This is a genomic window from Pseudoalteromonas maricaloris (assembly GCF_024746855.1).
In the GTDB taxonomy this organism is placed as follows: Bacteria; Pseudomonadota; Gammaproteobacteria; order Enterobacterales; family Alteromonadaceae; genus Pseudoalteromonas; species Pseudoalteromonas maricaloris.
The window spans coordinates 464,754-486,206 of the sequence record NZ_CP024625.1; the positions used below are offsets into that span (position 1 = coordinate 464,754).

The window sequence follows — 21,453 nt, forward strand, 5'->3', positions numbered from 1 at the left end:
GTGTTTTTCTTTTAGATAAGTAGCATGCATGACGCAAGAAAATAAGCAAATTAGAATGGCACAAGCGCTGTCCGAACGTGCCCATGACCTTCTTATCAGCCTCAACTTTGCGCAGAAGCAAATAGGCTATATCCATACATTTGATATTAGCTACGGTGAGAATATCGCACAGCGCACTATGCTAGAGGTGGAAATTGCTGCGGCTGCAAAACGCCAAGAGAGCAGCACAAGTCATCATAAATATATTGCCAAAGCGAGTAAGCATCTACATTCCGTTATCGAAGAAGTTATCACAAAGCAACTGCATGACCTTGATAACATCTATCATGAAGTCATTGGCATTCAAGACTCCGTTCCTGCGATCTTAGATATTCTAGCTGTGCGCTCAGCTTCGGTTGGGCGTTTAGAACCTTTGGTCAATGACTTAAGTTGGTTGGGTCGTGAGCTGGTTTCGCTAGTCAACTTGCCACAGTATCGCAAAAAAAACAGTAAAGGCACGTCCATTAAGGTCGACACTCCAGCATTAGCATTAAGGTATTTAGGCCTTGAGAACTTGCAAATGGTGATCCCGACAATGGCGGTAAGACACTGGATGCCGCATGCTACAGAACCATTTGGCTTAATGAAGCGTAAATTACGCGAGCTGAGCATGAGCACAGCCATTGCGGCAAAAGAGCTGGCACCATTTTTTGGGGTAAAAGAACAGCATGCATTTACTTTAGGCATGTTACTAGAGCTTGGGAAAGTGGCCTTGATCCGTCTTTATTTACGCACCTTCGAAAAAGTGTGGCAAGCCAAGGTACAAATAGCACGAGACAAAAAGCAAAAAGACCTACACACCGCATTAATGGAGTTATCTCCTGATCCATTATTTTTACGTAACTTGTTGATAGAACATTCGGCAGAGATTTCACGTAAGCTAATTGAAAAAATGGAGTTACGTTATTTGCCCTTTAATGCCGTCATGGAAGAGTATGCGCAAACTTATCTACCAAATGCGCATAAAAACATTGCTGACCCATTACCTCTGACACAAGTGATGCAAAAAGCCTATGGCTACGCACAACTGCTTGTTTTAAAAGATAGTCAGTTAATTGAAGATGACGAAGCCGAGATTTTGCTCAATCATTTAGAACTTACCGAGGAAATGCGTCAGCAATTGGCAAAATGTGCGTTCCATAACCTGCAGTTGACGATTTTGTAAAAAAAATTGAAATTTTTTTTGCGACTATTCATTCAAAACCTAATCTTAAATGATCTGTGCAAGGCTGCACGGCGCTTGCTTTGCCCTAAATATCTGCCCTAGATAGTTATTCACTTGAGTTGAGAATATATGTTAAACCCTTGAATACTAAGGGCTGAGAACGTGGTATAAGTGAGACAAATGGCGCTTTTTCTGGAATAATGAGCGTATGAATTTTGTGCCATCAAGGGGCGGGTCAAAATACATAGCACCGAATTGGTGTGAATAAATATCCTATCAAGTGGCGGCAACGCGCCGACCTCCAAAAGGAAATGACTCCTTGTTTGCACTTTCACTCACCAAATATGAGGAAATAAAATGACTATCAATCGTGAATTGTTTGACGACGTAATGGTACCTAACTACGCACCTTCAGCGGTAATTCCAGTGAAAGGTGAAGGTTCTCGAGTATGGGATCAGAAAGGTCGTGAGTACATCGACTTTGCTGGTGGTATCGCAGTTAACTGTCTAGGTCATTGTCACCCAGCTTTGGTGGGCGCGCTTAAAGAGCAAGGCGAGAAAATTTGGCATCTGTCTAACGTGATGACTAATGAGCCTGCACTACGTTTAGCGAAAAAGCTAACTGATGCGACGTTCGCAGAGAAAGTCTACTTTGCAAACTCAGGTGCAGAAGCGAATGAAGCGGCGCTTAAACTAGCACGCCGTTGGGCACTAGATAAGTTTGGTACTGAAAAGTCGCAAATCATCTCTTTCAACAAAGGTTTCCACGGCCGTACTTTCTTCACTGTAACTGTAGGTGGTCAAGCTGCATACTCTGATGGCTTTGGTCCAAAGCCGGGCGACATTGTTCATACAGACTATAACGATTTAGCGGCATTTGAAGCACTTATTTCAGACAACACTTGTGCCGTGATGATGGAGCCGCTACAAGGCGAAGGTGGTATCATTTCACCAACTTCTGAGTTTGTAAAAGGTGTTCGCGAGCTGTGTGACAAGCACAATGCGCTACTTATTTTTGATGAAGTGCAAACTGGTGTTGGCCGTACTGGTGACTTGTATGCATACCAAGGTTTAAACGTAACCCCTGATATTTTAACAACGGCTAAAGCGCTTGGCGGTGGTTTCCCTATCGGCGCGATGATCACAACAACAGAGATTGCTGCGCACCTAAAAGTAGGTACTCATGGTTCTACATACGGCGGTAACCCGCTGGCGTGTGCGGTTGCAGAAGCGGCATTTGACACAGTAAACACAACAGCTGTACTTGATGGCGTAAAAGCAAAAGAGCAGCTGTTCCGTGAACTATTAAACGACATCAACGAAAAGTACAACGTATTCACCGAAGTACGTGGTAAAGGTCTATTGCTTGGTGGTGTAGTCACTGAAAAGTACGAAGGCAAAGCAAAAGAATTCTTGGTTGAAGGTATCAAGCAAGGCGTGATGTCACTTGTTGCAGGTGCAAACGTAGTACGTTTCACTCCATCTCTTGTTATTCCAGAAGCTGACATCCGCGAAGGGATGGCACGCTTCGAAAAAGCCGTTGCTGCGGTAGTTGCTAACAACGCTTAATACTGGTTGCAAGGTCACCTTTTGGTGGCCTTGTTGTTATCCACATTTTTGAGGAGTAAGCGGGCTCATGATGATCCTTCGCCCAATCCAAGAAAGCGATTATCCAGCGCTTTTAAACATTGCTCACGAATCAGGTCACGGTTTTACCTCTTTGCCTGTAAACGAAGAGCTATTACAGAAGAAGATTGCACGCTCAGTTGCTTCCTTTGGCAAGCAAGCTGACAAGCCTTTTGATGAAGGTTATTTATTTGTATTAGAAGATACTGAAACAGGCGAGGTGGTTGGTACCAGCGGTATCGAAGCTGCGGTTGGTTTAGATGATGCGTTTTATCATTATCACCTAAGCAAAGTGATCCACTCTTCACGCACACTCGATGTTTATAAAGCAGTGGATATTTTAACGCTATGTAATGACTACACTGGCGCGACGGAATTATGCACTCTGTTTTTAAAAGATGGCTATCGCAAAGGCGCAAATGGCAAATTGCTGTCTCGCTCTCGCTTTATGTTTATCAATCAACATCGTGATCGTTTTGCTGAAACCGTTATCGCGGAAATGCGCGGTGTTTCTAACGAGCAAGGCGAAAGTCCGTTCTGGCAATGGCTTGAAGAGCATTTCTTCTCGATGGATTTCCCGACAGCGGATTATCTAACGGGGATCGGCCAAAAGGTCTTTATTGCTGAATTAATGCCTAAGTACCCAATCTACGTGAACCTGCTTAGTAAAGAAGCACAAGCGGTGATTGGTGAAGTTCACGACAATACGCGTCCTGCTATTGAGCTACTAAAAAGCGAAGGTTTCACATTTAATGGTTATGTTGATATCTTCGACGCGGGTCCAACGGTAGAAGCAAAAGTGGGGAATATCCGCACGGTTCGCAATAGTGAAACTCGTACTGTGAAAATAGGCGAAAGCAACGGTGGATTCCCTGTTATGGTCGCAAATGGTAAACTTGTTGATTATCGCGCGGCGGTAATCGAGTTAGCCCTGACTGATAGCAATGAAGTGACGCTTGCTCCACATGTTGCCGCGGCGCTAAAAGTTGAAGAAGGCGATCAAGTAAGCCTAGTAAAGATTTAAGATTGGGAACAGATTATGACAACACATGCAGCACAACTAATAAATGGTGAGTGGATTGCAGGACAAGGCGCAAGCTTTAGCTCTGTAAACCCAGCAAACAACGACGTTATTTGGAGCGCAAACGCAGCTACTGCTGAGCAAGTTGATGGCGCAGTAAAAGCGGCTCGTGAAGCTTTTTATTCATGGAGCGACATGAGCTTTGAAGCGCGTCTAGAAATTGTTAAGCGTTTCGCTGAAGTACTAAAAGAAAATAGCGAAGAGCTGGCTATTGCAATTGCTAAAGAAACGGGTAAGCCACTTTGGGAAACTCGTACAGAAGCGGGTGCTATGGTAGGTAAAATCGCGATTTCTGAGAAAGCCTATCAAGAGCGTACAGGCGTTGTGGAAAATCCAATGCCAGTTGGCCGTGCCGTGATCCGTCACAAGGCGCATGGTGTAGTTGCTGTATTTGGCCCATATAACTTCCCAGGTCACTTACCTAATGGCCACATCGTACCTGCGCTACTTGCTGGTAACACGGTTATCTTTAAGCCATCTGAACTGACGCCTTATGTTGCTGAGCTAACGCTTAAATACTGGCAACAAGCGGGTCTTCCTGCTGGCGTGATTAACCTAGTTCAGGGTGAAGTTGAAACAGGTAAAGCACTTGCATCACACGCGGGTATTGACGGCTTATTCTTTACTGGCTCTTCTCGTACGGGTCACTTGCTACATGAACAATATGCAGGTCAACCGGGTAAGATCCTAGCGCTTGAAATGGGTGGTAATAACCCACTTATCGTAAAAGACGTAGCGGATACCAAAGCGGCAGTACACGACATTATTCAATCTGCGTTTATCTCAAGTGGTCAACGTTGTACTTGTGCTCGTAAACTATTCCTTCCTGCAGGTGAACAAGGTGACACAATCCTTGAGCAACTGATCAAAGCAACTAAAGCGATTAAAGTGGGTAACTTTGACGATGCAGATCAACCGTTCATGGGTTCAATGATCTCAAATGCAGCCGCCGCTGGCATGGTAAAAGCACAGCAACAGCTTGTTGAGCTCGGTGGTGAGTCGCTTATCGAGCTGACGCACACAGAGGGCACGGGCTTTGTGACGCCAGGGATCATCGAATGTACTAACATTGCAGACTTTCCTGATGAAGAACACTTTGGTCCGCTGTTAAAAATATTCCGCTACACAGACTTTGACGCTGCTATCGAAAAAGCGAACGAGACAAGCTTTGGCTTATCTGCAGGCCTGCTTGGCGACAACGAAGCTGACTACGACCGTTTCTTACGTCGTATTCGCGCAGGTATCGTAAACTGGAACCGCCCAATCACTGGCGCTTCAAGTGCAGCTCCGTTTGGTGGTATCGGTGCATCAGGTAACCACCGTGCAAGTGCATACTACGCGGCAGATTACTGTGCATACCCAGTGGCTTCTGTGGAACTGGAAAAGGTAACTTTACCTTCTAGCTTGAGCCCAGGTTTATCTTTGGATTAAAATGCCAATATTGAGGTTTACTCAATAAAAATTGATAAGAAAAGCAGCTTCGGCTGCTTTTTTGTGTCTAGTTGACTACAAAAGTAGCAATCGAAAAAACTTTCTGCTTAAATCAATAGGAGATGTCTTTGATAGGTTCGGGTGAGCAAAGTATGGTTTTAGATAAACAAGGGTACGATGATTTAGTCATGTATTTGACGCAAAACTTAGCCTTGTTTGAGAAGTCTGGGACGGTTGAACCAGGGGCTCCAACAGTCATGGAATTAATCGAAGATGTGATCGCTGAAAACGTTATCCGTATATGCGAGCAGCACACTGAGTTATCTACAGAGCAGCGCAGCATGATCGTGCGTGAGGTAGATGGCATTGTGTACGACTTACAAGAAGTGCTATCAAGTGTTGTTGATAGACGTGTCACCGTAGAACAAAAAGAATTTATCGAAGAATTCGCGGGTTTGGTCAAAAACCTGTTTGATTCTGCTGTATAGCTTGGCACAATCACTATCGACAGTGTAGAAAACACACTTAGAGGCAATTCTAGGTTTAAGATACACCGCCATTTGGCGGTGTTATGCTTTATAGAGGATAACTATGTTAGCTAGCGTAAAATGGGTTGAAGGAGATACCTTTATCGGTCGCTCTGCGTCGGGACATAATGTGGTATTTGATGCCGGTTCTGATAGTGCTGCGCCAAGTCCAATGGAGATGGTATTAATGTCAGCGGGATGTTGTTCGTCAGTCGATGTAGTCAGCATTCTACAAAAAGCGCGTCAGGATGTTACCGACGTGGAAGTAAAATTAACCGCAGAGCGCGCAGAAAGCGCACCTAGGGTTTTTACCAAGATCAATTTACACTTCGTGGTGAAAGGGCGTAATGTCTCTGAAAAACACCTAGAAAGAGCCGTAAGTTTATCCGCTGAAAAGTATTGCTCAGTGGCATTAATGCTTGAAAAAGCAGTAGAAATTACGCATAGCCATGAGGTGGTTGAAATTGACGAAAAATAACGCTTTTTCATAGCGCTATTTTCGTATAAAATCCGCGAACTTTTGTTTCTGCAGCGCAGATTTTTTGTATTAAGGTGGGTCTATCGTGAACAAGCCCTTTGATAAAATTAAACTCCATGGCTTTAACAACTTAACTAAGAGTTTAAGCTTTAGCATTTACGATATTTGCTACGCCAAGACCGAGCAGCAACGTAAAGAATATCTAGAATACATTGATGAGCAGTATAGTGCTGATCGTTTGACGGATATTCTAAAAGACGTAACGGATATCATCGGTGCAAACGTACTGAATATCGCACGTCAAGATTATGAACCACAAGGGGCGAGTGTGACGATATTAGTATCAGAAGAGCCTGTTGATCAACAGACTTTTGATAGTAATGAAGCACCAGGTCCACTTCCTGAGTCAGTGGTAGCACACTTAGATAAGAGTCACATCTGTGTTCATACTTATCCTGAAGCGCACCCTGATGATGGCATTTGTACTTTTAGAGCGGATATCGAAGTTTCAACGTGTGGTATTATTTCGCCACTTAAAGCGCTTAACTTCTTAATTCACTCTTTAGAGTCAGATGTGGTGACGATTGACTATCGTGTTCGTGGATTTACTCGTGACGTTAATGGTGTTAAACACTATATCGACCACGCAATTCACTCGATCCAGAATTACATGACGGAAGATACTAAAGACGCATACCACATGGTAGACGTAAACGTGTATCAAGAGAACCTATTCCATACTAAGATGATGCTTAAGGAAACAGACCTAAATGCATATCTATTTGGAATTAGTACTGATGATTTAGATGCAGACGAAGAGGAAGAAATTCGTCTTAAGCTGAATCGTGAAATTCAGGAAGTGTTCTACGGTCGCAATTTACCAGAAACTGAATAATCAGCGGTAAATTAAGGAATTAAAAAAGGCGCGCAAGCGCCTTTTTTAATGTCTGAAATTTCTTGTTAAGTCATCATATAAGCGCATAGAGCACAACTGTGCCTGATTATAAGGTGACAGTTATAAAGTCACTAAGATTCGCTTTCTGATTCCTCATCAGGCGTATCAGGGCGCTGTCGTTCGACAAAGCTAGTGGCCAGTATGGTCGTCAATACTAGAGCTGATAAAATTGATTTCAGGATTTCGTAGTTTTTATATACCCAGCCCCAACTCCAATAGGGCTTAGAGGCTTCTTCGGACACACCAAAGAAAAGATCCATATTGCGAATTAGATTTTCACCAAAGGCTGCCAAATCAACCAATATAAATGCAAAGAAAATACCGTATAGAATTGGGTCTGCATAGGTCATATAAATACTACGCCAGTTATTTGGATTAGTGAGACGTATAAAGCGCAATGACCATAAAACTCTATGTTTGAGCAAGAGAAAAATTATTAAGTCCAGTAAAAAGTGAGCACCAAAGATGAAGGCGTTTGTTTTATATGGAGGTAAACCTGAAGCGCTTAATTCAAATATATAGCGAACAAATGCGTACTCAATAACAGTAATAAATAAGAGTACTACGCTTATATGTTGTAAGTTTACTAGTCGGCGTGACACAAAGGTCACGACAACTAGTAAGACCATTATATGAATCATATAGGCAAAATCTGTAAAATAATGAAGAGCTGAAAATGCAACTGTCATTAATATAGCCAATATGCAAAAGTACCAAGAGTTTTTCATTTATTCTCCACAAGTAATAGCCTATTAGCCGTTGTGCTCGCTGAAGCTTCTTCACCTCTAGGATCCTTTGTCTTACCTCCAAGGGTACCACCAGATACTATGTTAATTTGGCTTTTAGTTAGTGGAGTTAAGCGTGTAAATTGACATGATTTATTTTTTGTTAAAAAGCGCATAATGACGTCCTTTCTAAGTTAAGTTTTGCGGTGATTATTGTCCACTCCACTTTACCCCTTAAAAACAATGTTGAAAACATCGTGTTGCAAATAGACTTTATTTGTAACTTTATCGTTTGCCATTGTGGTGAGAGGCTATGAAAGTGCGCATCTTTCATTTGCCGTTATCCTCGTTGCTTGGTTTGTTATTTCGTGGTGTTGGAGATCTGCGCCATAATTTGGCATCGTCAATTTTGTCTCTTAAGGCAAGGATTTGTTCTCTAAGTGGGTTGAGGTTGATGCCGCAGGCGTCGCACCATACTTCAAAATATTCGTAGGGAAATTTGCTTACGCCTTTTTCGTAGTTCTCGTAAGTGCCACGCTCCACGCCGACCAAGTTAGCCATTTCTTGCGTGGTTTTGCCGGCGACTTTGCGCATGCGGCGCAGGTCGTCCCCTGTAAAGCGCTTATCAAATTTCCCCACCAACTCAATCCTTTTTGCCTATCGCACTCGCGTCACAAACAGCATCAGTCCCTATGTAGCCGGATGTATACTATCTGTTTGTCTCTATTGTTCGCTTAACCAAGTTGCATTTTTGTATCTAAACCGTAAACGCGAGTCTATCGTAGAAAATTTCTTTTTCAAGAGTAGTCCGTCTAAAAATGAACATTTTGTTGCATTTAATTAATCTTCGCTCGATTTTTTAGGCGAAGCCTGAGATGAGTAACTCATTATTTAACTGAGGTGTTGCGATGATGATTTTGGCGTTTTTAATTAATTTACAAATAAATTCAAAAAAATTTTCTTCGCGCAGATTTTTGCTCGAAGCTTTTGTTACTTTAGTGTGAAATAAAGTGACATGTTGGAGAGCAATATGGATTATCTACGCCAATATCATGACTTAACGATTTATTACGATGCCCTCAAGAAGGCGGCAAGGCAGGGTGACGAGGTGCCAGACACCACAACTAAATGGTTAGCACTGGTGGAAACAACTTTGTTTGAACTGCAAGAGCTTGCCCATATGGAAAAGGCTTACATGCAGAAGTCAAAAACGATGAATAATCTGGTTGAGTTGGTGTATTCCAGTGCCCCAAGCATGGAATAACTAAAAGGGTAATTGCTTTTTGAGTTTTTGCGGTGAGGGGGAACGTTTTACTCTAATTTTACGTTCCCCCTTTTTTCTTTTTGTGCGTGTTTATCGCCTTATGTGTAGGCGATAAATGGGTCGTACTACAGTTCGTAAGTAAAACTTAAACCATAAACGCGTGGCTCGCCGTATTGTACATAGGTATTGTCTTGCCAACCGTTTAGTGGATTATTACCAAACCTAAAGCCACGTACCACAATGTCTTCGTCTGCAAGATTTCTACCCCAAGCCGTTAATGACCAGTTGTCGCCATAGTAACTAAGGCTTGCGTTGATCAGGTTATGATTACGCGCTTGCTCGTTGTGACTATCCGAGAGGTAATAGTTGTCTTTGCCTTCCACACCTAATTCAACCACTAGGTTATCCATTAACTCGTAATTGACGGCAAACGAGTATTGATAATTTGGCGCTTGTGCTTGGTCGCGACCATCAAGGTTGAGGCCACTGGCAGCCACAAAGTCTTCAATCTCGGTCTCTAAATAGCCTGCGCTGTAACTAAAACCAAGACGGTCCGTGTATTGTAGGTTACCTTCAACTTCTAGGCCGTAGTTACTGCCTTTACTGGCGTTGTCGATGTAGCCTGCAAATTGCTGGTTAGAAACTTGCCATTGTTTTAGCTGGATATCATCGCGTTGCATATAAAACGCGGTAACCCGCACAAGGTGACGTTTGTCTTCAGACTCACCCTTTACACCAAACTCAGCGTTCCAAACATACTCAGGGTCAAAGTAATGGTGTTCGGCCGGAATGTTTAAACCTTCATCTTTGGCTTTTGCCAGTGCTTCGCCGTTTACACCGCCGACTTTGTAACCGCGAGTAAGGCTGGTGTAGATCATAGTGCGCGGTACAACTTGATATTCAAGCGCGACTTTTCCGCCCCACATTACATCATCGGTTTCGATACTAAAGCCGTTACTATCTATATAGTCAGCGTCATATTGCTCCGCGCGAAGACCACCGATTAGGCGAGTTTTGTCTGAAAGGTGATGCACGTATTGACCAAAAATCGCCTTACTTTCTACGGTGTATGCTGACGTAAATGGGTTCTCAAGCCAAGTGTAATGACGGGTTAAATCAACATCGTTACGCTTTGCGAAAACACCTACCACCCAGTCATTTTGTTTATCTTTGATTAAAAACTCTATGTTGCCATTTTCATGGTTACGCTCGTAGGCATCGGTTGAGCTATATCCTTCAGGGTGTAATCCTGCTGCGCATAGCGCTGGTTGAGCTGCGTCATGACATACCCAATCTTCGTCGTAGCTATATAAAGTATCAGCATCTAGCCCAGATACTTTAAATTCGACATTGAATAAGTCTGAGCGAGTATAAACTCCACGTAGTGAAAACGCATCGGAGCTGAGGTTGTCTTGGCCCGGGTCATCAGCAACACTGTTACGTGAATTATCCAGGGTGAAACCGTCGTACCCGTTTTCAGTATCAATATGGTGATAAGCAAACTCTAGTGCGAGATTATCGCTCACTTGAGAGTTAAGTTTCACTCTTGCTACTTGCTCGTCTTGTTGCTGAGTGGGTTTGTTTAGGTAGAGGTTATCTACGTAACCGTCAGACTCTCGTTGATAGAGGCTGACGCGCACAGCGGTGTCGTCGCTTAACCCAGTGCCAGCCGCAAGGCCTGCTTCGTAGCTACCATAATTACCTGCGCCTAACTTCACTTTTAATGAGGGCGCTGTGGTAGCGGCTTGGGTATTTACTTCAACGATTCCTGCTAAAGCATCAGAACCGAATTTAGTGCCTTGAGGGCCGCGATACACCACCACTGACTCAGTATCAAAAAGCAGCGCACTTGCGCCTAATCCTGAGTAATTAATACCGTCAATTAATAAGCCAACGCTGGGATAAATAGGATCAACAAACTGTGAACGTAAGCCGATACCACGGATTTGCATAAAGCGACCACGAGACGCACCTGCCGTAAAGTTAACGTTAGCGGTGGCACCTAGTATCTCATCTAAATATTGCGCACCACGCTTAGCGATAGAGAGTTCGTCAACCACCGAAGCGCTTGCACTTAATGTCTGGATAGTTTCATTCTGAAAATCGCCAGTGACGACAATGGTTTCTAGGTTATCGTCGGCAAGTACCTGATGAGAGAAAAATGGCAGCAGTGCCAAGGTGATCGTAGAGAGTTTTAACTTCATGCTTAATCTTTGTCCCATTTTTAATTGGGCACAGTTTAACAAAAGCCAGACCAGTTGACAGTGAAATTGTGTTATATGTTAGCCCGCAAATGTTAAACAAATAGGCCAGATATGAGTTTTAAAGTTGATTTTAAAGTCCGAGACTATGAGTGTGACTTACAGGGAATAGTTAATAACAGCGTGTATTTTAATTATTTAGAGCATGCAAGACATGAGTTTTTATTGGCGAATAACGTTGATTTTGCAGCGCTTGCAGAGCAAAAAGTGAACTTAGTCGTTATTCGTAGCGAAATGAATTACAAAGACTCGTTACGTCCAGGCGATGCGTTTTATGTTGAAGTCGCACTTGAGCGTGAAAGCAGAGTAAAGTTTGCATTTAAGCAAAAAGTGATAAGAGCGCATGACAATAAACTCATGCTTGATGCTGTGGTCACTGGAACTTCGGTGAATGAGCGCGGTAGACCGTTTTTACCAGACGCTATTACACATTTATTTGAAGAGCAGCAATTTGTGAAATAGTTGGTGTTAAAACATTCAGGAAAGACAATTTTACAGAATTTTACTGCTATTTTTGTGTCTTGAAACGTTATAATAAACTCAGGGCATAAAATAGATGGTTTACCATGAAATTCATCAGCATAATCGGCGCAATAATGGCGCTTAGTGGATGTATATCAACAGGGAAGGTAGACACGGAAGCGCTTAAGTATTCCGCTTGGCAGTTACAGAGTATTAATGGCCAAAATATTACGCAATTACAATCAGACGCTGGACTTGGTGAAAAGCCTATTGATATTCGTTTTATCGATGCACTGCAAGTCAATGGTTTTGCGGGTTGTAATCGCTTTTTTGGCGAAGGCGAAATTGTCGAAGGGCAGTTAAAAGTTAAAAACTTAGGCATGACGCGTAAGTACTGTGGTGAAGAAATCGCTCAGGTTGAATCGCAGCTTATTAACCAATTACAAATTGGTGTCTTGCTTGAAGTAAATGCTAATAACTTGACCTTAAAAGGAAAACCTCAGTTTAGTTTTATTAAACAATAAGCTGAAAATAAGAATTCCAGTGTCAGTGCTTGCGAGCTTTCGTGTTAGCAAGTAGACTGGCGCTAATTCGTTACTTGTCGGAGTGCCTTGAATTTTTGCAGCAAATTTGTTGCAGATAGTCGGGCTGAGATCGCATTTTGCGGGATCCGTGGACCTGATCAGGTTAATGCCTGCGTAGGGAACAAGACAGCAAACGCGCTGCGTTTGTCTGTAGCAATAGTGGTTTATTGCTATCCACCTTACCCGAGGACTATCCTCGTCTCTCTCCTTTTGGAGATCTGACAAGACACCTTTGTATGAAAATAAGAGGGACGTCATGTCAAACAATAGTAGCAAGCTAAGTCGTCGTGAAGCGCGAGCAGCCGCGGCAGAATTTATCCATAACCTTAAAGGCCAACCTTTTCCAAACTCACATAAAGTTTATGTGGAGGGCGAGCAAGCAGGCGTACGCGTTGGTATGCGTGAAATTACGCTAAGTGATTCGTTTGTTGGTGGCACCGAAGAAAATCCGGTATTTGAATCAAACGATCCCATTCGTGTTTATGATACTTCAGGTCCATACACAGATCCTGAATTGCCGGTTGACGTTCGTGCTGGTCTTCCTAAATTTAGAGAGCAGTGGATAGTTGAGCGCGATGATACCGAAATGCTAGAGTCGGTGACGTCACAGTTTTCTCAGCAGCGTATGGCGGATGAAGGGCTTGACCATATTCGCTTTGAACATTTACCTAAAATTCGCCGTGCCAAGGCGGGTAAAAATGTCACGCAAATGCACTACGCCCGTCAAGGCATAGTGACGCCTGAAATGGAATATGTGGCGATCCGTGAAAATATGGGACGCGCTAAGTTGCGTGAAGAATTGCTGGCGCAGCAACACAAAGGCCAATCGTTTGGCGCCAGTATTCCTGAGTTTATTACGCCTGAATTTGTGCGTGATGAAATCGCCCGTGGTCGTGCTGTACTACCAAACAATATTAATCACCCTGAGACTGAGCCGATGATTATCGGACGTAACTTCTTAGTCAAAGTTAACGCCAATATTGGTAACTCATCAGTGACTTCTTCTATCGAAGAAGAAGTAGAAAAAATGGTATGGTCGACCCGTTGGGGTGCAGATACCGTAATGGATCTGTCTACAGGGCGTTACATTCATGAAACCCGCGAGTGGGTGGTACGTAACTCTCCAGTGCCTATCGGTACGGTACCAATCTATCAGGCACTAGAAAAAGTGAATGGCGTTGCCGAAGATCTAACGTGGGAGATCTTCCGCGATACCTTGATTGAGCAAGCTGAGCAAGGCGTGGATTACTTTACTATCCACGCGGGAGTACTACTGCGTTACGTGCCGATGACGGCAAAACGCGTGACCGGTATAGTGTCTCGCGGTGGTTCAATTATGGCGAAGTGGTGTTTAGCGCATCACAAAGAAAACTTCCTCTACACGCACTTTGAAGACATCTGTGAAATCTTAAAGCAATACGATGTTTGTTTCTCGTTAGGTGATGGTTTGCGTCCGGGTTCTATTGCCGATGCCAATGACGAAGCGCAATTTAGCGAACTGCGTACCCTTGGTGAGTTAACTAAGCTTGCGTGGAAACACGATGTTCAGGTCTTTATTGAAGGCCCTGGACACGTGCCGATGCATATGATCAAAGAGAATATGGAAGAGCAGCTTAAACACTGTGATGAAGCTCCATTTTACACGCTTGGTCCACTCACAACTGATATCGCTCCGGGTTATGATCACTTCACTTCAGGGATTGGTGCGGCGCAAATTGCTTGGTATGGCTGTGCGATGCTGTGCTATGTGACACCAAAAGAACACTTAGGCTTACCGAATAAAGAAGATGTAAAAGAAGGCCTGATCACCTATAAAATCGCGGCGCATGCAGCGGATCTGGCGAAAGGCCATCCGGGTGCTCAAGTTCGTGACAATGCGCTGTCTAAAGCACGCTTTGAGTTCCGCTGGCACGATCAGTTTAATCTCGGTCTAGATCCGCAGCGTGCTCGTGAGTATCACGATGAGACCTTGCCGCAAGAATCGGGCAAAGTCGCTCACTTCTGCTCTATGTGTGGCCCTAAATTCTGCTCGATGAAGATCACTCAGGATGTGCGTGACTATGCAAAAGCGTTAGAGGCACGAGGCATTGATCCTAATAATGTTGGCGAAGAGATCAGCATTAAAATGGTGGATGTTGAAGCCGAGATGAAAGCAAAGTCAGAAGAGTTTAAGCAATCAGGCTCTGAGCTTTACCACAAAGCCTTATGATACCACTTTGTCTTAATACTTGCTCAATTTGAGGGAGTAAATCTGACGCTAACTGCGTTAAAAGTTTCTTATTTAGAACAACTAAATAGCAAAACTTTTGCCTTGTTATCGACAAGATTTTCTTGCCTCAAAATAGATCACTTAATAAAGCAAATTGGTATAACTCATCCCATCATAGCCACCTTGATGCCCGTCGGGTGGCTAATTTTAGGAGTGTAGCTATGTCTACTCAAGCACGTGTCGCTATCTTGGGTTTTGGCTTAACTGGGCGCATTGCTGCATTGATGCTCGCTGAGCGCTATCAAATCAGCGTATTTGAACAAGCAAAGCAAGGTACGGAGATCTCAGCAGGTAGTGTCGCGGCGGCCATGTTAGCGCCGTTGGCTGAGTCTGTGATATGCGATGAAGCGTTGGCGCTGCAAGGGCTGGAGTCCATGAAATTGTGGCCACAATTACTGGCGAAGCTGGAAAGCCCGGTATTTTTCCAGCAGCAAGGCTCTCTTATTGTGGCACATGGTCAAGACCGTGGTGATTTAGTGAGTTTTCAGCAGCGCTTAAAACCGTTAAGAGATCATAGCGCGGAAGTGGTAAATGGTACTCAGATCGCACAATTTGAACCAGAGCTTGGTGGTGTCTTCCATCAAGGCTTGTATTTACCTTGCGAAGGCCAGCTTGATAATCAGGCGTTTTATCAAAGTAGTGCGGCAACATTGACGAAACAAGGGGTAGAGATTAACTACGGTGTCTATTGTGATGAAGGGCAAAAGGCGCAGCTTAGTCAAGCGTATGACTGGGTAATTGATTGTCGTGGTCTTGGTGCGAAAGCCTCGTGTAATGGGCTTCGTGGCGTACGCGGCGAAGTGGCGAGAATTTATGCCCCAGAAGTGACCTTGACTCGACCTGTGCGCTTGATGCACCCAAGATACCCCATTTACATTGCGCCAAAGCCAGACCATCAGTTTGTTATTGGTGCGACGGAAATTGAGTCGCAAGATAATGGTGAGATAACGGTACGTTCTACACTCGAATTACTCTCTGCTGCTTATTCAGTTCATCGTGGGTTTGCCGAAGCGCGAGTATTGTCTTTATTAGCAGGACTTAGACCTGCGTTTAAAGATAATCACCCCAAAATTGAACAACAAGGTAATGTGATCAGTATCAATGGCCTATATAGACACGGTTATCTGCTGGCACCGCTTATCGTGAAACAAGCACTATCTAAGGAGTTATTATGAAAGTCGAATTTAATGGCGAAACGATTAATATCAACCGCGAGCAAAATATTCAGGAATTTATTGAAGCCAGAGGTGCCAAGCCGCCTTTTGCCGTCGCGCTTAATGGTACTTTTGTTTCCCGCACGGAGCTGCCAAGCGTGACATTGAGCGACGGTGATAAGATTGAGCTTTTATCGCCAATTCAAGGGGGATAAATATGCAGTCTTTGACTGATACTAAGCTCACTATTTATGGTGAACAATTTACTAGCCGCATGTTAATTGGCTCGGCACTTTATCCTTCTCCGGAGGTAATGCAGGCAGCTATCGCCACCTCAGGTGCTGAAATTGTTACTGTGTCGCTGAGACGCCAGCAAACTAAGCAGGCGGGTGATGACTTTTGGTCGCTTATTAAAGAGATGGGACTACGAGTCTTACCAAATACGGCAGGCTGCCATAGCGTAAAAGAAGCGGTGACTTTGGCGCAGATGTGTCGGGAAGTGTTTGCCACGGATTGGATTAAACTTGAACTCATTGGTGATGAATATAACTTACAGCCAGACCCAATTGCATTGCTCGAAGCCACCGAAATTTTGCTAAAAGACGGGTTTAAGGTATTGCCTTATTGCACTGATGATTTGGTGCTGTGTCAGCGTTTAGATGCGCTTGGTTGTGAAGTTTTAATGCCTTGGGGCGCACCAATTGGTACGGGAAAAGGGCTGTTAAATCCATATAACCTGCAAACCATTCGCACACGTTTGCCCCATCAAACCTTGATTGTCGATGCGGGACTCGGCTTGCCGTCTCACGCTTGCCAAGCTCTAGAGCTGGGTTATGATGCCGTACTATTAAATTCGGCAGTGGCAGGGGCGGGTTGTCCTATCACCATGGCAAAAGCGTTTGAAGCCAGCACGGTTGCAGGGCGCCTGTCTTATTTGGCAAAAGCAATGCCACAAAAAGAGGTAGCATCACCTTCTACGCCAACCTTAGGCATGCCTTTTTGGCACGCAAACTAACTTGAATTGCGGATAACTATATAAGGAGTTCTCTTTGTCACATATCGTTTGGAGTATTGCGGGTTCTGATTCTGGCGGTGGCGCTGGTATTCAAGCGGATATCAAAGCAACGCAGAGCTTTAATGTTCATTGTTGTACCGTAGTAACTGCGTTGACGGCGCAAAATAGTTTAGGGGTGGAAGCGTTAAACCCGGTATCGACCACAGTTATCGAATCTCAGCTAACGGCGCTTTCGCAAGATATGCCTGCAACGGTGATAAAGATTGGCATGCTCGCCAATGTTCAGCAGATCCAACTGATTGCTGAACACCTCGTGCATTACAAAGCAACATGGGAAAAGCCGCCGCTTGTGGTTTATGATCCAGTAGCTATCGCGACCAGCGGGGATCCATTAACCGAAGAAGACACGGTAGATGCGTTAAAAACCCATTTATTACCGCTGGTGGATATCATTACACCCAATACACACGAAACTCAGCTGCTGACAGGTGTGTATTTGATAGGTCCTGATGCGGTAAAAGAGGCTGCTGCCAAATTGCGTGAATTCGGTGCAAAGTCGGTGATCATTAAAGGCGGTCATTGGGATTACCCAAAAGGCTACTGCATTGATTATGGCTTAGCGGGTGATACCGAGTATTGGCTTGGCAATGAGAAAATTCAAACACCGCATAGCCATGGTACAGGGTGTAGTTTATCGTCAGTGATCGCGGCATGTATGGCCAAGGAGTACCCATTTAAAGATGCTTTTATTCTCGCTAAGGCATACATCAATGCAGGGCTAAAAGCGGCGATACGTTATGGTGAAGGCGTGGGCCCTGTTGCGCATACGAGTTTTCCAGTTGATCTTAATGATTATCCGCAAGTGATAGAATCGGGCTCTTGGCTTGCTGATGAACTAGAGTTTGCATTACCTGAGGAATTTAATTTTGCCGCAGGCTTTGCCAGTATTGACGATCCTATTGGCCTTTATGCCGTGGTAGACAGCGCTGATTGGGTGGAAAAATGTCTCGCTTTAGGTGTCGATACGGTGCAGCTGAGAATTAAAGATCCAGAGCAAGCTAATCTTGAAGCGGAAATACAAACCGCCATTGCACTTGGGCAAAAATACGATGCGAAGGTGTTTATTAACGACTACTGGCAGTTAGCGATTAAACACGGCGCTTATGGAATTCATTTAGGCCAAGAGGATATCGATAAAGCCAATCTTGTTGTCATCCAAGAGGCAGGGCTGCGCTTAGGTATTTCAACCCATGGTTTTTATGAAATGCTCCGGGCGCATAACTATCGCCCAAGTTATTTGGCTTTTGGTGCTATCTACCCAACCACGACTAAAGACATGACCGGCCAAATCCAAGGGCTGGAAAAGCTGACACATTTTGTACCTTTGATGCAGAGTAGCTATCCAACCGTCGCTATTGGAGGCATTGATCTTAGTCGCGTGCCAGAAGTGGCTGCAACTGGCGTATCTAGTATCGCGGTTGTAAGAGCTATCACTGAGGCCCAAGACCCACAACAGGCCGTACTAGAATTAAAGCAAGCTATGGCGCGGCATGACTGAACTCAATGACAAAGAGCGGCTAAGGTATAGTCGCCATTTGCTGTTAAAAGAGGTTGGTGAGCAAGGCCAACTCGCATTGAAACAGGCGCATGTGGCTGTGGTTGGCTGCGGTGGGCTGGGAAGTCCAGCGTTGTTTTACTTAGCGGCGAGTGGCATTGGTAAGCTTACTTTTGTTGATGATGACGACGTGGAATTGTCTAACTTACAAAGGCAAATTCTGTATAAGGTGAACCACCTTGGTCAGCAAAAAGCCAAAGCAGCAGGAAAGGTGCTGGCAAGTCTCAATAACGAGATCACACTAGTACCAATTAAAGCGAGGTTGACCGATAAGAACGTCGCCGAGTTACTCCGTGATGCCGATATTGTCTTGGATTGCAGCGATAACTTTACTACCCGTTATTTACTCAATAGGTATTGTCATCAAGCGAGCAAGCTGTTGATCGCTGGCGCTGCTATCGCTACACAAGGCCAACTCATGTGCTTTGATTTTAGGGCTGAGTCACCTTGTTATGCTTGCGTTTTCCCTGAAGGTTCGCAAACACCAGTGGAGAATTGTGACAACTTTGGCGTCATTAGTCCATTACTGGGGGTGATCGGTGCGCAGCAAGCTTTATTGACCATAAACGTGCTACTTGGACATCACCAAGGAAGCGTATTTTGTACGCTAGATGCTATGAGTTTGCAGCAAAAGCAGTATGGGCTCAGTAAAAACCCCGAGTGTGAATGTTGTGGCTTGAGATAGTTTCAAGCCACTAATACAGTAGTCTACTCTGCTATTTTTGCGAAAGGCGTACCCATGCGTGTGACGGTCTCTGGGTTTTGACCATCTAAGAACTCAGCCTTATTTGCCCCCCACGCTAAGATCACGGTAGAGCCAAGTTTAAAGCGACCCATCTCTTCGCCTTTTTTCAGCGTTATCGCGTTGTCACCTTCTGCTGGATATGTCCAAGTAAAGACATCTCTTCCAGCGGGTGGTGTCACTGTACCGGCCCAAATCGTCTCAATGCTAGCAACGATAGTTGCACCAACCAGTACCATGGAAAGCGGACCAATCTCAGTGTCAAAAATAGCAACAACTCGCTCGTTACGAGCAAATAAATTAGGCACATTTTGCGCAGTAAGTGGATTTACTGAGAACAAATCGCCCGGTACATAAATCATTTTACGAAGTGTGCCATCAACCGGCATGTGGATACGGTGATAATCCTTCGGTGCTAGATAAATCGTTGCAAACTTACCACCAACATAAGGCGCAACGTCTTCTTCTTTACCGCCTAGCAGCGTCTGTAAGCTGTAGTTGTGACCCTTAGCTTGGATAATCTGACCATCGACGACATCACCAAGTTGGCTGATTGCACCATCAACTGGGTGGGCAAGGATATCGCTATCTTCTGCCAAAGGACGGATCCCCGGCTTCAATGGACGGGTAAAAAACTCGTTAAAGGTTTTGTAGTGAGCTGGATCTTCGTGCAATGCCTCGCTCATGTCGATTTTATATTGTTTGATAAACAGCTTAATTAGCTTTGTGGTTAAGGCGCCAGCTTCTGCTGCGGCAAGCTTACCAACCAAACGAGAAACCGCATGTTTAGGTAATGCATATTGCATGGCAATTTTTAGTTTATCCAAATTCACTTTTAACAGTTCCTAATTATTAGTCTTGTCACTTTCGCTTTTTTTGTATTGCGAAGTGGCTATCGGGCTCAAGTCATTGAGCCAATTTAGCAAATATTATCAGACTCTAGGCGCGCGCGCACCTGCGCGGCCATCGGCCATAGATTCTAAAATACGATGGTAACTTTCAAAACGTAATTCGCTGATTTTACCTTCATCTACGGCTTCACGAAGTAAGCATCCCGGATCGTTCAGGTGTTTACAGTCTCTAAAGCGGCAGCCGCCAATAAACTCCCTAAATTCTTTAAAGCACCAAGTGACGCGTTCCACGTCTAAGTGCCATAGGCCGAACTCACGGATCCCAGGGCTGTCGATCAGGTTTCCACCGGACGGCAAGTGGTGTAAGCGCGATACTGTGGTTGTATGTTGCCCTAAGCCACTATTTTCGGAGACTTCTTTGGTGAGAATATCTGCATTGGGCAGTACGGTATTGACCAACGTTGATTTGCCAACCCCTGATTGACCAACAAAAATGTTATTTTTGTCCTCAAGCATGTGTTTTAGCTCGTCAATGCCTTCGCCTGATTTTGTACTGACTAACAGTACGCGATAACCAAGCTCACGATATATATCTAAGACTTCATCAATATATTCGAGGCTTTCTTGGTCAAGCAAATCAATTTTATTGAGTAATAAAATTGGCTCTATCCCCATATCCTCACAAGCGACTAAATAGCGATCGATGATTTGAGGGGTAAATTCGGGCACAACGGCCGACACCATCAATATTTGGTCAATATTCGCAGCGACAACTTTTACACCGTCATAAAAATCCGGACGAGTGAGTTGTGTGCGCCTTTCATGTACAGCCTCAATTACGCCGGCTAAGTCACCATCACTGACCTTGGCACGACGAAAAATGACTTCATCACCGCAAACTAAGCTTGTTACGGTACGACGGATATTGCAACGCAAAACCTCTTGGTCTGTGGTTTCTATATCCGCATGTTGGCCGAAGCGGCTGATCACCACTGCGGCTTCTGTTGGCCCTAAGTTGTCGTTTTGCCATGAAACATCAGATACTTCTGTCTCTTTCGCTTTATCGATTCGCTTCTGATGATTGGCTTTAATCCGACGGGATTGGCCCTTACTGAGTTTCTTTTTCTTTGCCATGTTTATAATCTGTTTAAGCTTAGACGTGCAGAGCGTTCAAATTTAGGCTATAAATCAATAAAACGCCGCGCATGG

At 44.3% G+C, this 21,453-nt stretch carries 21 protein-coding genes and 1 riboswitch; of the genes, 16 read left to right on the top strand and 5 right to left on the bottom strand.

The window, feature by feature from the left end:
• The first annotated feature begins 28 nt into the window (after positions 1-28).
• The 7 genes from CTT31_RS01875 (at position 29) to speD (ending at position 7,242) form a co-directional block, all read left to right on the top strand.
• The gene (locus CTT31_RS01875) at positions 29-1,204 is read left to right on the top strand and encodes an HDOD domain-containing protein (RefSeq protein ID WP_260491848.1); all 1,176 of its coding nucleotides are present in this window, start codon (positions 29-31) and stop codon (positions 1,202-1,204) included.
• Positions 1,205-1,561: 357 nt separating this feature from the next.
• Positions 1,562-2,773, top strand: a complete 1,212-nt coding sequence (locus CTT31_RS01880) for an aspartate aminotransferase family protein (RefSeq protein WP_260491849.1) — start codon at positions 1,562-1,564, stop codon at positions 2,771-2,773.
• Positions 2,774-2,840: 67 nt separating this feature from the next.
• A complete protein-coding gene (gene astA / locus CTT31_RS01885) occupies positions 2,841-3,854 on the top strand; it encodes an arginine N-succinyltransferase (RefSeq protein WP_010368879.1) in 1,014 nt (337 codons plus the stop codon).
• Between the two features lie 15 nt (positions 3,855-3,869).
• Entirely contained in the window at positions 3,870-5,342 is a 1,473-nt protein-coding gene (astD, locus tag CTT31_RS01890; protein WP_010368876.1) for a succinylglutamate-semialdehyde dehydrogenase, read from the top strand.
• A 152-nt stretch (positions 5,343-5,494) separates the two neighbouring features.
• A complete protein-coding gene (locus tag CTT31_RS01895; RefSeq protein ID WP_029215895.1) occupies positions 5,495-5,830 on the top strand; it encodes a DUF3802 family protein in 336 nt (111 codons plus the stop codon).
• 103 nt (positions 5,831-5,933) lie between these two features.
• A complete protein-coding gene (locus tag CTT31_RS01900; RefSeq protein WP_010607074.1) occupies positions 5,934-6,347 on the top strand; it encodes an OsmC family protein in 414 nt (137 codons plus the stop codon).
• An 85-nt stretch (positions 6,348-6,432) separates the two neighbouring features.
• The gene (speD, locus tag CTT31_RS01905) at positions 6,433-7,242 is read left to right on the top strand and encodes an adenosylmethionine decarboxylase (protein WP_010607075.1); all 810 of its coding nucleotides are present in this window, start codon (positions 6,433-6,435) and stop codon (positions 7,240-7,242) included.
• 131 nt (positions 7,243-7,373) lie between these two features.
• On the opposite strand, the gene CTT31_RS01910 is transcribed toward speD, so the two are convergent.
• Positions 7,374-8,030 (bottom strand): hypothetical protein, encoded by a 657-nt coding sequence (locus CTT31_RS01910; protein ID WP_260491850.1) that lies wholly within the window; start codon positions 8,028-8,030, stop codon positions 7,374-7,376.
• Positions 8,031-8,357: 327 nt separating this feature from the next.
• Complete coding sequence (locus CTT31_RS01915; RefSeq protein WP_260491851.1) at positions 8,358-8,666, bottom strand: helix-turn-helix domain-containing protein; 309 nt, start codon at positions 8,664-8,666, stop codon at positions 8,358-8,360.
• A gap of 391 nt (positions 8,667-9,057) precedes the next feature.
• On the opposite strand from CTT31_RS01915, the gene CTT31_RS01920 reads away from it, so the two are divergent.
• Entirely contained in the window at positions 9,058-9,291 is a 234-nt protein-coding gene (locus tag CTT31_RS01920) for a hypothetical protein (protein WP_010607079.1), read from the top strand.
• Positions 9,292-9,416: 125 nt separating this feature from the next.
• Here the strand turns inward: CTT31_RS01920 and CTT31_RS01925 are convergent, their stop codons facing one another.
• On the bottom strand, positions 9,417-11,495 hold the full coding sequence (locus CTT31_RS01925) for a TonB-dependent receptor (RefSeq protein WP_260491852.1): 2,079 nt from the start codon (positions 11,493-11,495) through the stop codon (positions 9,417-9,419).
• Positions 11,496-11,606: 111 nt separating this feature from the next.
• On the opposite strand from CTT31_RS01925, the gene CTT31_RS01930 reads away from it, so the two are divergent.
• From CTT31_RS01930 to CTT31_RS01965, 8 genes are all read left to right on the top strand, one after another.
• Entirely contained in the window at positions 11,607-12,014 is a 408-nt protein-coding gene (locus tag CTT31_RS01930; RefSeq protein ID WP_211859120.1) for an acyl-CoA thioesterase, read from the top strand.
• A gap of 104 nt (positions 12,015-12,118) precedes the next feature.
• Positions 12,119-12,538 carry an META domain-containing protein gene (locus CTT31_RS01935; RefSeq protein WP_211859121.1) on the top strand — a complete coding sequence of 140 codons (420 nt, stop codon included), beginning with the start codon at positions 12,119-12,121 and terminating at the stop codon, positions 12,536-12,538.
• 68 nt (positions 12,539-12,606) lie between these two features.
• Positions 12,607-12,736, top strand: a riboswitch (TPP riboswitch).
• 118 nt (positions 12,737-12,854) lie between these two features.
• Positions 12,855-14,807, top strand: a complete 1,953-nt coding sequence (gene thiC / locus CTT31_RS01940; protein WP_260491853.1) for a phosphomethylpyrimidine synthase ThiC — start codon at positions 12,855-12,857, stop codon at positions 14,805-14,807.
• Between the two features lie 221 nt (positions 14,808-15,028).
• Positions 15,029-16,042: an FAD-dependent oxidoreductase gene (locus CTT31_RS01945; protein ID WP_260491854.1), complete on the top strand. Its 1,014-nt coding sequence runs from the start codon at positions 15,029-15,031 to the stop codon at positions 16,040-16,042.
• Complete coding sequence (gene thiS / locus CTT31_RS01950; protein ID WP_010368823.1) at positions 16,039-16,236, top strand: sulfur carrier protein ThiS; 198 nt, start codon at positions 16,039-16,041, stop codon at positions 16,234-16,236. The genes CTT31_RS01945 and thiS overlap by 4 nt, the downstream gene beginning before the upstream one ends.
• 2 nt (positions 16,237-16,238) lie before the next feature.
• Positions 16,239-17,036, top strand: coding sequence for a thiazole synthase (locus tag CTT31_RS01955; RefSeq protein ID WP_069020549.1), 798 nt, complete (start codon positions 16,239-16,241; stop codon positions 17,034-17,036).
• Between the two features lie 34 nt (positions 17,037-17,070).
• Positions 17,071-18,594, top strand: a complete 1,524-nt coding sequence (gene thiE / locus CTT31_RS01960) for a thiamine phosphate synthase (protein WP_260491855.1) — start codon at positions 17,071-17,073, stop codon at positions 18,592-18,594.
• Positions 18,587-19,336, top strand: coding sequence for a HesA/MoeB/ThiF family protein (locus CTT31_RS01965; protein ID WP_260491856.1), 750 nt, complete (start codon positions 18,587-18,589; stop codon positions 19,334-19,336). Before thiE ends, CTT31_RS01965 begins: the two co-directional genes overlap by 8 nt.
• Before the next feature lie 23 nt (positions 19,337-19,359).
• Here CTT31_RS01965 and asd read toward each other — a convergent pair whose 3' ends face one another.
• Together asd and rsgA are read right to left on the bottom strand one after the other, a co-directional pair.
• Positions 19,360-20,226 (bottom strand): archaetidylserine decarboxylase, encoded by an 867-nt coding sequence (asd, locus tag CTT31_RS01970; protein ID WP_045965938.1) that lies wholly within the window; start codon positions 20,224-20,226, stop codon positions 19,360-19,362.
• 99 nt (positions 20,227-20,325) lie between these two features.
• Complete coding sequence (rsgA, locus tag CTT31_RS01975) at positions 20,326-21,378, bottom strand: small ribosomal subunit biogenesis GTPase RsgA (protein WP_010368812.1); 1,053 nt, start codon at positions 21,376-21,378, stop codon at positions 20,326-20,328.
• Positions 21,379-21,453: the final 75 nt, after the last annotated feature.

Coding starts and splice junctions, on each gene's coding strand:
- CTT31_RS01875 (WP_260491848.1), top strand. CDS start 29: ATGACGCAAGAAAATAAGCAAATTAGAATGGCACAAGCGCTGTCCGAA.
- CTT31_RS01880 (WP_260491849.1), top strand. CDS start 1,562: ATGACTATCAATCGTGAATTGTTTGACGACGTAATGGTACCTAACTAC.
- astA (WP_010368879.1), top strand. CDS start 2,841: ATGATGATCCTTCGCCCAATCCAAGAAAGCGATTATCCAGCGCTTTTA.
- astD (WP_010368876.1), top strand. CDS start 3,870: ATGACAACACATGCAGCACAACTAATAAATGGTGAGTGGATTGCAGGA.
- CTT31_RS01895 (WP_029215895.1), top strand. CDS start 5,495: ATGGTTTTAGATAAACAAGGGTACGATGATTTAGTCATGTATTTGACG.
- CTT31_RS01900 (WP_010607074.1), top strand. CDS start 5,934: ATGTTAGCTAGCGTAAAATGGGTTGAAGGAGATACCTTTATCGGTCGC.
- CTT31_RS01910 (WP_260491850.1), bottom strand. CDS start 8,030: ATGAAAAACTCTTGGTACTTTTGCATATTGGCTATATTAATGACAGTT.
- CTT31_RS01920 (WP_010607079.1), top strand. CDS start 9,058: ATGGATTATCTACGCCAATATCATGACTTAACGATTTATTACGATGCC.
- CTT31_RS01925 (WP_260491852.1), bottom strand. CDS start 11,495: ATGAAGTTAAAACTCTCTACGATCACCTTGGCACTGCTGCCATTTTTC.
- CTT31_RS01930 (WP_211859120.1), top strand. CDS start 11,607: ATGAGTTTTAAAGTTGATTTTAAAGTCCGAGACTATGAGTGTGACTTA.
- CTT31_RS01935 (WP_211859121.1), top strand. CDS start 12,119: ATGAAATTCATCAGCATAATCGGCGCAATAATGGCGCTTAGTGGATGT.
- thiC (WP_260491853.1), top strand. CDS start 12,855: ATGTCAAACAATAGTAGCAAGCTAAGTCGTCGTGAAGCGCGAGCAGCC.
- CTT31_RS01945 (WP_260491854.1), top strand. CDS start 15,029: ATGTCTACTCAAGCACGTGTCGCTATCTTGGGTTTTGGCTTAACTGGG.
- thiS (WP_010368823.1), top strand. CDS start 16,039: ATGAAAGTCGAATTTAATGGCGAAACGATTAATATCAACCGCGAGCAA.
- CTT31_RS01955 (WP_069020549.1), top strand. CDS start 16,239: ATGCAGTCTTTGACTGATACTAAGCTCACTATTTATGGTGAACAATTT.
- CTT31_RS01965 (WP_260491856.1), top strand. CDS start 18,587: ATGACTGAACTCAATGACAAAGAGCGGCTAAGGTATAGTCGCCATTTG.
- rsgA (WP_010368812.1), bottom strand. CDS start 21,378: ATGGCAAAGAAAAAGAAACTCAGTAAGGGCCAATCCCGTCGGATTAAA.